Below are 12,799 nucleotides of genomic sequence, written 5' to 3'. Positions count from 1 at the left end.
TCGTTAAATACGTATTGCCTGTCCGGCACTGATTTTCGCCAGCATTTGCTGGCTTACCTGGCTAAGATCGACCACTTCGCTCACGCCACCCATATTGATGGCCTCGCGCGGCATGCCGAACACCACACAACTTGCTTCATTCTGCGCAATCGTCCATGCGCCAGCCTTATGCATCGCTAGCATTCCGGCCGCACCGTCGTTGCCCATGCCCGTCAGGATAACCCCAACGGCATTGCGCCCCGCATGTTTCGCCACCGAATGAAACAGCACATCCACTGACGGACGATGCCGGTTAACCGGCGGTCCGTCATGAATTTTGATTTGGTAGTTAGCGCCACTGCGCGCCAGCTCCATATGTTTGTCACCCGGCGCAATATAGGCATGACCGGGCAGAACACGTTCGCCATCTTCCGCTTCTTTAACGCTAATCTGACACAGCTTATTCAGACGCTCCGCGAACGAACGGGTAAAACCTGGCGGCATATGCTGGGTAATAAGAATACCGGGACTTGAGAGCGGCAATGGCTGGAGTACATGGCGAATTGCCTCTGTTCCTCCGGTTGACGCGCCAATCACCAGCAACTTCTCCGAGCTCAGCAGCGGTCCAGCTTTAATCGCCACGGGAGCCGCAACAGGCGTATGCGCCGCCAGTTTTGCCCGCGAAGCGGTACGAATTTTCTCTGCGATCATTTCGCTGTAGGCTAACATCCCTTCACGAATGCCGAGCTGCGGTTTGGTGACGAAATCTATCGCCCCTAGCTCCAGCGCGCGCAGGGTGATCTCTGAGCCTTTCCCTGTCAGGGAAGACACCATCACCACGGGCATTGGGCGCAGACGCATTAATTTTTCAAGAAAATCAATGCCATCCATACGCGGCATTTCCACATCCAGCGTGAGCACGTCGGGGTTAAATTTTTTAATTAAATCACGCGCGACCAGAGGATCGGGGGCAGTGGCCACCATCTCCATATCGCTATGACTGTTGATAATCTCAGTCATGATCTGGCGCATAAGCGCGGAGTCATCGACAGATAAAACCCTGATTTTACTCATGCTTTTTCCTTACTCAGCGCATAAACCGTTTGTCCACGTAGGCTAAATTCGCGGGCGAGGTTGCTGAAGTTCTCCGAGTGCCCTGCAAACAACAAGCCATCCGGCTTAAGCAGCGGGGCGAAACGACGCAGAATGTCCTGCTGCGTCGTTTTGTCAAAATAAATCATTACGTTACGACAAAAAATAGCGTCAAACGGACCCGGCACGTTGTACTGCTTATCCAGCAGGTTTACCGAGGCAAATTCGACACAATTCGCCAGCTCCTGACGCACACGAACCAGCCCTTCATGGGGCCCGGTTCCGCGCATGAAATAGCGCTGTAACTGTTGAGGTGACAGCGTTTTCAGCTCTTCAAGGCGATACACACCGTTGCGTGCTTTTTCCAGCACTTCGGTATCGATATCGCTGGCATAGACTTTCCAGCGTCCAGGCGCCATTCCCAACGTATCAGCGAGCGTAATCGCCAGTGAATACGGTTCTTCACCTGTAGACGCGGCGGCACTCCAGACACGATACTCACCGCCACGTTTACGCGCGTGCTCCGCAAGCACCGGGAAATGGTGACCTTCGCGGAAAAACGCCGTCAGGTTGGTGGTCAGCGAGTTAATAAATGCCTGCCACTCTGCACTGTTTTGGTTGGCCTCCAGCATGCTCAAGTAACGACCAAAGTCATCAAGCTCAAGGGTACGTAAGCGCCTGACCAGTCGGTTGTAGACCATGTCTCGCTTATGATCGGCGAGCACAATCCCAGCACGCTGGTAAATCAACTGACAGATCCGACGGAAATGCGCGTCGGACAGCGCGAGGCGCTGGGTCATTTGCAACAATAATGACGATTGGCCCGAGGGCTGTGGTGTTGTCATGGCGCCTTCTTAATCACTTTCAGGTTACAACGGGCACGGTCTGCGACCGTCCGGCTTCGGCTACTTTTTCGACTTGCTCTTTCACGTTAAATACCGCAACCAGACTTGTCAGATGATCGGCCTGATTTGCGAGCTGGTCGGTAGCGGCGGCCGCTTCTTCTACAAGCGAAGCGTTCTGTTGCGTTACCTGATCCATTTGCGTCACCGCCAGAGCAACCTGCTCAATCCCACGGCGTTGTTCGTCAGAGGCGGATGCTATTTCGCCCATGATGTCGTTCACTCGCGTGACCGACGTGACGATTTCCGTCATGGTGTGCGCGGCGGTATCGACGAGTTCAGACCCTTGCTGAACGCGAGAAACTGACTCTTCGATTAACACTTTTATCTCTTTCGCCGCGTTCGCGCTGCGGCTGGCCAGATTACGGACTTCACCGGCGACCACGGCAAAGCCACGGCCCTGCTCACCGGCGCGCGCGGCTTCGACTGCGGCGTTCAGTGCCAGAATATTGGTCTGAAACGCAATTCCATCGATTACGCTAATAATGTCACCAATTTTCTGCGAACTGGTGGCGATATCCTGCATCGTGGTCGCAACGTGCGAAGCCTGTTCGCCGCCCTTTGTGGCGGTTTGTGCCGCTCGCTTCGCCAGGTCCGACGCCTGACGGGCGTTATCGGCGTTCTGGCTCACCGTCGCCGTCAACTCTTCCATGCTGGCCGCCGTTTGCGCCAGCGAGGCCGCCTGCTGTTCTGTTCGCGAGGACAAATCGTTATTCCCCGCCGCAATTTCTGAAATCCCAGTGTGCATGGCATAACTGCCCTGACGCACATCGGTAACGGTTTCACGCAGCGAACCTTGCATGGCCTTAAGGCTGGCAAAAATCGCCGAAATTTCGTTCTTGCCATACACCGAAACCGGACGCGCCAGGTTGCCTTTCGCGATACTGTCAAAATGGCTGCTGATAATCGCCAGCGGCAGCACAATCATTCTGCGCGACCAGAGCAACGACGCGGCTGTCAACAGTGCCGCCAGCACCACCATCGTGGCAAAAATGACGCCCGACATGTGATAGCTGGTCTGGCTGTCTCCGCTGGCCTTGGCCACGAACTGATTAATATCCTGCTGCCAGGCGTTAAAGCTTTTATCGAATGCGGCCTGGGAATCCTGCACCGGTGCGGTCAAGAAATCCGACAGCTGATTGTTCTCAAGCCAGGTCGCCTGATGCTCCAGATCGCTGTGCCACTGCGCATAATCCTTCTGCATTTGCGCTGTCAGCGCTTTCCCTTTTTCACTGACCGCTTCCTGCTCGGCAAAAGCTTTAAATTGCGCTTGCGCCTGCTTCAGGCTGTCGCGTGCGGTGGTCATCAGCGCCTTGATGTCATCAGGCGGATAGCTCAGCGCGGTTAATGTGCCCGCTTTGTTCAGCGCAGTGCTGGCCTGCAAAAGCACCGCGCGCGTTTGTGCGAGCGTGGAGCGTTGCTGATTACTCGTCTCAACTTCCTGTAAGTTCTGATAGCCATCGCGAAAAGCCCAAAAAGACAACCCGTTACTGCCAACCTGCAACACACCGCAAAGGATCAGAATTAAAAACAGTGTGGTCGAGATACGAATACGATTTAACATCCACGCTCCCATCAAGCGGCAATCTGCCGCAGTTAAATTTCAGTCAAAATGTTTCCCAGTTTTCTTCTTTTCCATGGGCCGTCGCACGGGTGTTTTTCACCACAGCGGCAGACGTCGTCCCGGCAAAAACTGCACGCGACGTATCCGTATTGACAGGCGTAGAGGTAAGGCGGAACGCCGAGACGGCCATCTTCAGACGGCTCGCCTGGTCTTCCAGCGCAGCGGCCGCCGCAGCGGACTCCTGCACCAGCGCGGCGTTTTGTTGTGTAACGCGATCCATTTCTTGTACGGCCAGAGCGACCTGATCGATCCCCCGGCTTTGTTCGTCAGATGCCGAGGCAATTTCGCCCATGATGTCCGTCACGCGGGTCACCGCGTTAACGATGTCCGTCATCGTTTCACCGGCGCTCTCAACCAGCACTGAACCGGTATTGACGCGTGAAACGGAGTCATCAATCAGGGTTTTAATTTCTTTGGCCGCATTTGCGCTGCGGCTCGCAAGGTTACGCACTTCACCCGCAACGACGGCAAACCCACGTCCTTGTTCACCTGCGCGCGCGGCTTCAACTGCGGCGTTCAGTGCCAGGATATTGGTCTGGAAGGCAATTCCATCGATCACGCTGATGATATCGGCGATTTTTTTCGAACTGCCGGTGATTTCCTGCATGGTTTTCACCACACCATCCACCACTTTCCCGCCGTGCAGCGCCGTTTCTGAGGCTCTTTCAGCCAACTGAGACGCCTGACGGGCGTTGTCGGCGTTTTGCTTCACGGTGGCGGTCAGCTGTTCCATGCTGGCGGCCGTCTCTTCCAGCGCGGAGGCCTGCTCTTCAGTACGCGAGGAGAGGTCGTTGTTGCCCATCGCGATTTCGCTGGTACCGGTGTAAATCGCATCTGATCCCTGACGCACATTGGCCACGGTTTCCGTGAGGGAGCGCTGCATGTGATCCACGCTGCTCGCCAGTTCAGTGATTTCGTTACGTCCGGAAATCGTCAGCTTTTTGGTGAGATCGCCACTGGCGATTTCACGAATATGGCCGATAACGTTCCCTAACGGATTCAGCAGAATATGACGAATGCCGTACCAGACGCCCACCAGCACAATCACTAATGCCAATGCCAGAACCGCCATCTGCCATTTGGCAAAGCGGTAATCGTCACGGGTTTCTGTTAGCGCCGTAAGATATTGCTGGCTGCTGGCGGTGTCGTATTCTTTAAGCGCAGCCCCCAGTGCATTTTGCATTCCCTGGGTCGGTTGGGCGAAATAGGCATCCGTATTACCGCTCTCGAGGAACTGAATCAGTTCCGTCAGCCCTGCAGCGTAGTTGTTATATTTTTCATCAATGTTAAGACTCACCTGCTCCATCGCAGGCTGAGGCGTAATTTGTTTGAAGGCGTCGTAATGTTTCGCCGCATCCGCCAGCGTGGCACGTGCATTTTTCAACAGGTCTGTTTTAGCCGTGCTCTGTTGATTATTGGGGTCCATCATCATACGGGCGGAGGAGCGGCTCAGGTTGATACGCGTTTGCAGCATCAGATCCCAGGCCGAAGTGAGTTCACGCTGCTGCAAACGCAGATCGTTTGAAGCCGTGTAGCTCTCCTGATTTTGTTTCAAAGATGAGAAAAATAGCCCACCGGAAATAAGCTGCAAAAGTGCGAAAATGACCAGCACCATCATCAGCATTGTGACTACGCGGATACGGTTCAACATACAACACCTTCTCTAAGTTTTATTAACGGTGTTATCGGCACGGGTAGCAGGAACTTTACATTTGCGAAAGGGAAAAGCGTGAGCTTAGAACATGACGTCAACGATCAGGGTGTCGTTATAGGTTCCGGCGGGAGGAGTGGCCTGGGTGGTGAGAACTTTGGCGGTGTAATTATAGGTGCGTAAAAGCCCGTCAGCACTGACTTGCGACGAGGCTGAGCTTGCCCAGCGTTCCGTTCCGCTGCCGCCCCAGCGGTTGCTTGTTGCGCCTTTGTAAATGTCGTAACTCATCGCGTTATTTCCGCTCACCATTCTGCGTACGCCGTTGAGCGCGTTGACCCCATTGTTAATGCCAATCGTGTACACGCTGCCTTTGGTACAGGTCACGGATACGGCCTGGGAAATGGTCGGGAAATTTTGCACCAGCGGTGCACTGTTGAAATTGACGTTTGGCGTGGTCATCGCGCTACAGTCATTTGTCACGTTCATATTGAGCGTGATGCTGGTCGTCGCTGTCCCGGTTTGCGGGGTCAGGCAAACCCCTACCAGGCCGACCGAACAGACGTTGTAGTTAATGCTAAACGTTAAGATCACCTGATACGGCCCCGCCGTGACGTTTTGTCCGGGAACGGTGCGGAAATAGAGCGGGATATTGTACTGTTTTGCACCCAACAGGCTGAGCAGCGTGCTGCCGCTCCAGGTATAAGCTTTGGCGATTTGCACTTCGGTGCTGCCCGAGCAGCCGGTCAAACCGCATAACCGCGTCGGAATCACATCCGTGATGGCCGCATTATCCGTGCGCTTCATGGTGGCGCGGCTGTTTGCCGACACGGTTGCCGATGTGTAATTCAGCGTCACCGAATCGTTGGTCAATAAATTCAATACCGCATCGCAGCTCACTACCAGCGTGCCCGTCGTTTCGACCTCTCCCGCCCCGCTGAGAGCAAACGAGGTGACACTGCCAAACGACGCGTTGACGGTACTCACGTTACATGCCGCCCAACTGCCGCCCGATGTCATCAGCAGCAGGAGTAGGAGCAACAGGCGTTTCATGGTCCCTCCCGACAGGTCAGCGGTCCGAAGGTTTGCAATTTATGTTCAGGATTCGCGCCTACCGTGAGCGTAGCGTGACAGCGCTTGCCCCCCGGCATAATCACGTCCAGCGGGTTCACATTATTCAAATTCTCAAGCCAGGCGATGCCGTCATAACCCACCACCGCCGTACTGCGAGACGCGCGTCTGACCTGACTCCCGACCGGAATAGCGACCCCATCCACATCATGAAGAATCACGCTGGCGACCCGCTCTTGCTCCATCGGGAAATCCACCAGAAAACCGCTGTTACGACGGATAGCGACGCGGCGTTCGGTCTCTTTTAGCCGCGTATCTGCCGGCAAATTCAGCGTGTTGATGCTGTAGCTCGCCGGATAATAGGCCGAGACACCGCTGATCAGCAGATAGCCGTTATTGTTGGTCTTACCGACAGGCTGATTTTCGTAATTTACGGGGACATCGGGATGCCCATCGGTGCTGATCACCACAAACGCGTCGTTAATTTTGTTTGCGGCGAACAGTTCGCCATCCATCAGCACAATCGAGCCCATCGCTTCGCCCCACCAGGTCATCCTGTCCTGCTCACCGTATCCGCCGCCCTGCAGTTCGATATTACTATTACGCCAGCCCAGCGAGGCCTGCTGATAGTTGCGCGATTGAGATTGATTTGCCCAGGCCATGTTCCAGCTCAATCCGCCATCCGTGGGCATGGAGTGGTTGTAGTTCACGCGTTGCGTGCTGCCCGAATCAGGCGTATTTTCGAACGTCACGGCGGCGCTGTCGCGTTCACCCAGCGGGATTTGTAGCGACATAGCAACCGTCCAGTCACCACGCTGCTGATCGCGGCTGGCAGCCAGATAGAGACTGCTACTGCCCCACAAATTACGGCTCCACGACAGGTTCAATAGCTCGGTTTTTTGACTGTCAAAACTCTCAACGCCAATCCATGCCGCGCCGATATTGCCGAAATTACCAAGGTTAAACGTCAGGGAATATTGGTCGGTATTACGGCTCAGGCTGGCAATGGGCTGATTTTTTTCATCGTAAATCGTGGGTTGATCGTAAAGCGCCAGATTGCCGTATCCCCGATCGCGGCGCGAATGCTGGGTGGCAAGGCTGAATTCGCTGGTACTGTACTGATAACCCCAGCTGGTTTGCCCGCCTTCCTCCCCGTGCATGCGGCTGTGAGTATAAGAGGAGTTGACCACACCATAGCGCCCGAGTTTGACGATGGTCCCTGCACCGCCTAATGCCAGCTCTTCGGCCCCTTCTCCGTGCCCCTCAAGCGTCAGCCAGTCGGTCAGACCATAGCGATACGATCCGCTGCCCGCTGCGGGGCCATAATCAAAATTCTTAATGCCATAATTGCGTCGCAGGCTCCCCAGCGTCACGGCACCGTCACTCAGTCCCTGCTTTAAGAGTTCGCTGGTAACGTAAAATGGCATGGTGGTACTCACCTGACGCCCCAGCGCATCGGTGGTGATGAGCACGGCATCGCCGGCACCGTTGATATACGGCAAATTGGTGAGCGTGAAAGGACCGGGCTGTAATTGCGTTGATCCGGAGCGATAGCCGTTGATGAACAGATCGACCGACGTCGGCACGGCGGCTTCACCCGAAAACTCGGGCAGTGGCCAGGTCACCAGATCCGGGCGCAGCGAGAAGTCACGTCCATAGCTGATGCCGCCCATACGCACGCTGCTGCTCCAACTGACGGCATCGCTGATCACATCCCCGGCGGTCCAGGTGGTGGCGTCCTCTTCGTTGGTCATCGTCAGGGTGGTGTCATACCGCACGTAGCCCTCTTCCTGCCCCTTGTTGCCGGTAAACGTTTTGCGGGTATAGCCCGTTGAAGAGAGCGACCCGTTTTCGTTGAAATAGCGGAATTCATGCCACAGCGATGCCTGGCCGCCAAGGTGTTCGGTATGATTGGTGTAGAGATCGTAATTGAGCAACGCGCCGCGGCCAAACTGGGGTTTGCTCTGCCTGGGCTGGCCGCCGAATGGCGTCACCCGCGCTGAAACCCACTCGCGCGGCACGGTGAGCAACAGGCGTTGCGCGGCACTGTCATACTCCACGCGCACGTTAGCCAGCTGCGAGAGATTCACCTCACCCGTCGGCACCTGCTCAGGCGGCAGACCGGCGCGCAGCAGATCGGCACTGGAGATAAAAAAGGTGCCATTACGCTGCGTGACAGGCACCACCAGCCCCGTGTCGTAGTGATTTATCACGACCGAGAGCTGGAAAATGGCGTCGTTGTTCATCGTCTGCGCGTCCGGCGGGGGCGGTAAACTGTCGTCACCAGATGCCGCCCAGGCGCTCGTCGTCACGCAAAGCAGAATGATCATCGTCCGTTTCAGTTGACCGGCGCAGACTGCCATTGCGTATCTCTGGCATTAATTTGCGCACTCATCTGGTTAGGTCGCTGAAACCCGGACGGCAGCGGCCAACTGCGGGTGCTGTGCGGCAGCACGTAGCCCAGCAGTCCGTCAGCGATCGTACGATTCTGCCCTCCCTCCTGCATCGCCACGTGGCTTATCCTGACGTGAGTATCCCCCTGATTTTGCACCTGCACCGCTGGTTTCCCTCCCTCCTGGATAATCCGCCAGCTCAGGTTCTTCGGGTCAACCAGCGCATGATGCGCCCCTTCCTTAATGGTCGGGATACCCTGGCCATACACGAATAACGGGATGGAATAGCGCATTTGGATTTTCAGGCCGATCTCGGGCTGGGCGTTGTCGTTTGGCTGGGGGATTTCATCGACAATAATGCGGTAGGCTTGCTCGACACCCATGGGGACCGTGTTTTGTTTGATAAGACGAATTAGCTGCTTGCCCTCTTTGCCAATGGTGACAATCGGCGGGCTGGCAACCACATCCTGCTGCGCCGTGTAGCGTTCATATCCGTTTTCCTGCTTCCATCGCACGATGCGCACCTGCATGGTAGTGGCGCTGTTACCCTGATTCTGGATCCATAATTCCGTGGCTTTGGTGTCGGCAGACAGCCACGGATCGATTGGCCAGAGCAGAATCGTCGCCGCCGCGTGCGTCTTGCCCGTCAGTGCCGCAAACATCACCCCTAAACTCAGTACGCCGTAGCGTAAATAAGATGCCTTCATCAACCTTCTCCCTGTTTCACCAGGACAGCGTCACGGTGAGTTGATCTGAATAAGTACCTGCGGGACTGAATCCCGTCAAAAGCGCTACACCAAAGAGCGGCAGCGCAATATTGTTGCTGTTGGTATAAGTCACCGGAACGGCCTGATTGAGGCCTATTTCACTGTTGGCCGCCAGCGAACTGCTGCTGTAAAGCCGATATGCCACCACGTCTGTTCCACCGGCACGCTGCATTCGACGTACTGACGCGTAATGCTGCCCACCATCAATGCTCATACTCAGCGAAACACCCGGCGTACAGGCAATAGATAACGATCCGTTGGGTACAAAACTGGTGCTCACCTGACCGGTCGCCACGCCTGAGCGCGTGCCAAAATTCAGCGCTCCCAGTACGCCACCGGTTCCCGCCGTCACCGAGCATCCTGGCGTGATGGTCGCGGCGACCTGGAACGACTGCGTGGTGACCGCTTGCACGGAAGTTGCGCTAAGCAGGCATAGCGCCAGGGCAAAAAAAGCATGCAGTTTTCCCTCTGCACGTTGTCGCAGATCAGGAATCACTTCTGTCATTTCCAGCGCTTGAGCTAGTAGGTCACGCTGACGTTGATGGTATCGGTATACGTGCCCGGTACGACGGTCACACTGTTGCCGCCCCCCGTAATTCGTCCATACAGGGTGTAGCTGTCGATGCCCCCTGCCGTTGATGCCACAGGAATAGGCGCGTTGTTCGCGATAATATTATTGAATCCGCTGTCGCTGAAGAGGCTGTAAGCCACGCCCTGAGCGGTATTGGCGGTGTTCACAAGATACCGCGCCGGTGTGCCAGGCGTGCCGACCACCGTGCCCGGTGCCGTAGAGTTGGTATTACCCGTGATCGCGACCGTATAACTGGCGGTGGTGCATTGAATCGTAAAGGTATTCCCACCGCTGGCGCCGGTGAGCTGGGTCGTTAGAGTTGAAAATGTGGCGGGATGTGTACCGAAGTCCAGGCTCCCGAAATTAATGCCGTTTTGTGTCGGTGAGCCATTGATCAGGCAACCATTTGTCAATGTTAACGTTGCGCCAATGGTCCCGCTGCTGGTCACTGCCCCGGCATTCTGTGCCGCCATGGCCAATAATCCACCTGTACATATCAGAAGGAGTTTACTTTTCATTTACTGCCCTCCAGAAAATGCAACCTTCGCTTTTCATATTTTATTGATAACACTCAATCTGTTAGCACCGCTTAACATTCCTGATGAGCAGCTAGTGTGAATTTAGTTTACGGATGAGGGTTCAACCACCTACCTGTTTTCATCTACGACCATTGCCTGATTTACGGTTTATTTCACGATAAAACAAAGTGTTACATTTACCCCGAGGACGTTAATCACTGCTAACATGAAGATATATTCATTATTCTGTGATGCACGTCACAATATATCGATATCGCAAGGACAACTAAAATAATAAATTTTAAAAAATAGTTGTATGCATGTTCGCTTTACTTCAATTTATGTGATGAATATTTAGATGCGCTGAAATTAAAAAATTATATGACTCAGCGTGCGGTAAACACTTCACTTCATTGCATAACAGAGGGTCTTTTTTCGTGGCAAGTGCAAACAAACTCACGCTCTTCATCGTGATTTTCATGCTGGCGGGTATTCTTTCAGGGGCAGCAATTCACGAGTACGCATCGGCCAGCGCCATCGCGGCCTGGGCTGATAACATCACGCTCCTCACCGATATTTTTCTCCGTCTTATCAAAATGGTTATTGCTCCGCTGGTGTTCAGCACCCTGACGGTGGGGATCATGCGACTCGGCGAAACCTCAACCATTGGGCGCGTTGGCGGTAAAGCGATGGTGTGGTTTATCAGCTCCTCCGTGCTCTCCATTCTGGTGGGATTGTTCATTGTTACACTCGAACAACCGGGCAGCGGCCTGAACCTGGCGATCCCCGTCGAATCTGTCGACACGGGGCTGGCCGTCAGCGGGATGTCGTTGAAAGCGTTCCTGTCGCACACCATCCCCACCAGCATTGCCGGGGCGATGGCCAACAACGAAATCCTGCAAATTGTTGTATTTTCAATGTTCTTCGGGATTGGCGGCGCGTCCCTGGGCGACAAATTCAACGCCCCGCTCGTTGCCGCGCTCGATGTGGTTTCCCATATCATGCTCAAGGTGACGGGCTATGTGATGTACGTTGCGCCGCTGGCTATTTTCGCGGCCATTTCATCGGTCATCGCGACACAGGGTCTGGGAATTCTGCTGAACTACGCGTCGTTTATCGGCGGATATTATGTTGCCATTATGCTCACCTGCCTGGTACTGCTGGCGGTGGGATATATGGTGCTGAAGAAAGAGGTTTTCCGCCTGGTCAGCATGCTGAAAGACCCGGTGCTGGTGGCGTTTACCACCAGCAGCTCTGAGGCGGCTTACCCAAAAACGCTGGAACAGCTCACGCGCTTCGGCTGCTCGCGCAATATCGTCTCGTTTGTTCTGCCGATCGGATATTCTTTTAATCTGGTGGGCTCAATGGTGTATTGCTCGTTTGCATCGATGTTTATCGCCCAGGCGTACAATATTCAGCTGAGTTTAGCTGAAGTGACCGTGCTGATGCTAACCCTGATGCTGGCGTCAAAAGGTATTGCCGGCGTGCCACGTTCTGCGCTGGTGGTGTTGGCCGCTACCATTCCCAGTTTCCATATTCCGGTTGCCGGGATTTTACTGCTGATGGGTATCGATCACTTCCTGGATATGGGACGTTCTGCGATTAATGTGCTGGGGAATGGGATTGCGACTGCGATGCTGGCGCAGAATGAGGGGTTGCTGGAGGAGGAGCCAGAGCTTATTGAGCAGGAAGCGTAATCTGGCGATTCTCCCCACTATCCAAATGTATTTTATGGGATAACGGTGGAAAAATTCCGTTCACTCAAGTTTCTCAATGACCTTTAATATCCGCTGCAGTGAACGTGTAAAGGGGGCTATCGCCGCCCCCTTTACAATCCCGGCTCCCGGCAATGAAAATTGCCGCTTAGCGGTACCCTCGACTTATTCCCCTCTGCTTCGGGTCGGGCAGGATCCTGCATCCATGCAGGTCCCGCCCTCTCCGCGCATCCTTGCGCGGAGACCCGGCTCCGGGGAAACATCTCGGCAATTTTCGGCCGGACTCATCGCCCCCGCCAGCATCGCTGGTCGTATACATTTGGTACGGATGTTGAGTCCCCGCTTAAATCGGCGAACCGGAGACTGAATGACAAGGGCTGGACGCCAGGGATGGCGGACAGAGGCGAAGCGAGACAGGATGTTGAGTTGAGCCGACCGAAGGCAGAAAGTCGTGAGGTGAGCGCAGTGCGAAGCACCGATTTTATTGCGGGTCGCCGGGATTGTTAAGGGGGGCGCGAT

10 protein-coding genes are annotated in these 12,799 nt (G+C 54.9%); 1 reads left to right on the top strand and 9 read right to left on the bottom strand.

Annotation, left to right across the window (positions count from 1 at the left end; all coding sequences use genetic code 11):
* Window positions 1-3: 3 nt before the first annotated feature.
* From AC0LWE_RS00050 to AC0LWE_RS00010, 9 genes are all read right to left on the bottom strand, one after another.
* Window positions 4-1,053, bottom strand: a complete 1,050-nt coding sequence (locus tag AC0LWE_RS00050; protein WP_059179685.1) for a protein-glutamate methylesterase/protein-glutamine glutaminase — start codon at window positions 1,051-1,053, stop codon at window positions 4-6.
* Window positions 1,050-1,916 (bottom strand): protein-glutamate O-methyltransferase CheR, encoded by an 867-nt coding sequence (gene cheR / locus AC0LWE_RS00045; protein WP_015959457.1) that lies wholly within the window; start codon window positions 1,914-1,916, stop codon window positions 1,050-1,052. Before cheR ends, AC0LWE_RS00050 begins: the two co-directional genes overlap by 4 nt.
* Before the next feature lie 19 nt (window positions 1,917-1,935).
* On the bottom strand, window positions 1,936-3,537 hold the full coding sequence (gene tap / locus AC0LWE_RS00040) for a methyl-accepting chemotaxis protein IV (RefSeq protein WP_219347635.1): 1,602 nt from the start codon (window positions 3,535-3,537) through the stop codon (window positions 1,936-1,938).
* Between the two features lie 43 nt (window positions 3,538-3,580).
* Window positions 3,581-5,248 (bottom strand): methyl-accepting chemotaxis protein II, encoded by a 1,668-nt coding sequence (gene tar / locus AC0LWE_RS00035; protein WP_219347634.1) that lies wholly within the window; start codon window positions 5,246-5,248, stop codon window positions 3,581-3,583.
* A gap of 84 nt (window positions 5,249-5,332) precedes the next feature.
* On the bottom strand, window positions 5,333-6,298 hold the full coding sequence (locus tag AC0LWE_RS00030; protein WP_219347633.1) for a Csu type fimbrial protein: 966 nt from the start codon (window positions 6,296-6,298) through the stop codon (window positions 5,333-5,335).
* Window positions 6,295-8,679 carry a fimbria/pilus outer membrane usher protein gene (locus AC0LWE_RS00025; RefSeq protein ID WP_219347632.1) on the bottom strand — a complete coding sequence of 795 codons (2,385 nt, stop codon included), beginning with the start codon at window positions 8,677-8,679 and terminating at the stop codon, window positions 6,295-6,297. The genes AC0LWE_RS00030 and AC0LWE_RS00025 overlap by 4 nt, the downstream gene beginning before the upstream one ends.
* The gene (locus AC0LWE_RS00020) at window positions 8,655-9,416 is read right to left on the bottom strand and encodes a fimbrial biogenesis chaperone (protein WP_202693054.1); all 762 of its coding nucleotides are present in this window, start codon (window positions 9,414-9,416) and stop codon (window positions 8,655-8,657) included. Before AC0LWE_RS00020 ends, AC0LWE_RS00025 begins: the two co-directional genes overlap by 25 nt.
* A 16-nt stretch (window positions 9,417-9,432) precedes the next feature.
* Window positions 9,433-9,981, bottom strand: coding sequence for a Csu type fimbrial protein (locus AC0LWE_RS00015; RefSeq protein ID WP_059179679.1), 549 nt, complete (start codon window positions 9,979-9,981; stop codon window positions 9,433-9,435).
* Between the two features lie 14 nt (window positions 9,982-9,995).
* Window positions 9,996-10,565: a Csu type fimbrial protein gene (locus tag AC0LWE_RS00010; RefSeq protein ID WP_059179678.1), complete on the bottom strand. Its 570-nt coding sequence runs from the start codon at window positions 10,563-10,565 to the stop codon at window positions 9,996-9,998.
* Between the two features lie 437 nt (window positions 10,566-11,002).
* Between AC0LWE_RS00010 and AC0LWE_RS00005 the strand changes: the two genes are divergently transcribed.
* Complete coding sequence (locus AC0LWE_RS00005; protein WP_219347631.1) at window positions 11,003-12,262, top strand: dicarboxylate/amino acid:cation symporter; 1,260 nt, start codon at window positions 11,003-11,005, stop codon at window positions 12,260-12,262.
* Window positions 12,263-12,799: the final 537 nt, after the last annotated feature.

It is taken from the genome of Lelliottia sp. RD5 (assembly GCF_056032945.1).
This window is presented reverse-complemented; position numbering and strand designations above follow the sequence as displayed.

Excerpts from the sequence above, each read along its gene's own strand:
- AC0LWE_RS00050 (WP_059179685.1), bottom strand. The coding sequence starts at position 1,053 with ATGAGTAAAATCAGGGTTTTATCTGTCGATGACTCCGCGCTTATGCGC.
- cheR (WP_015959457.1), bottom strand. The coding sequence starts at position 1,916 with ATGACAACACCACAGCCCTCGGGCCAATCGTCATTATTGTTGCAAATG.
- tap (WP_219347635.1), bottom strand. The coding sequence starts at position 3,537 with ATGTTAAATCGTATTCGTATCTCGACCACACTGTTTTTAATTCTGATC.
- tar (WP_219347634.1), bottom strand. The coding sequence starts at position 5,248 with ATGTTGAACCGTATCCGCGTAGTCACAATGCTGATGATGGTGCTGGTC.
- AC0LWE_RS00030 (WP_219347633.1), bottom strand. The coding sequence starts at position 6,298 with ATGAAACGCCTGTTGCTCCTACTCCTGCTGCTGATGACATCGGGCGGC.
- AC0LWE_RS00025 (WP_219347632.1), bottom strand. The coding sequence starts at position 8,679 with ATGGCAGTCTGCGCCGGTCAACTGAAACGGACGATGATCATTCTGCTT.
- AC0LWE_RS00020 (WP_202693054.1), bottom strand. The coding sequence starts at position 9,416 with ATGAAGGCATCTTATTTACGCTACGGCGTACTGAGTTTAGGGGTGATG.
- AC0LWE_RS00015 (WP_059179679.1), bottom strand. The coding sequence starts at position 9,981 with ATGACAGAAGTGATTCCTGATCTGCGACAACGTGCAGAGGGAAAACTG.
- AC0LWE_RS00010 (WP_059179678.1), bottom strand. The coding sequence starts at position 10,565 with ATGAAAAGTAAACTCCTTCTGATATGTACAGGTGGATTATTGGCCATG.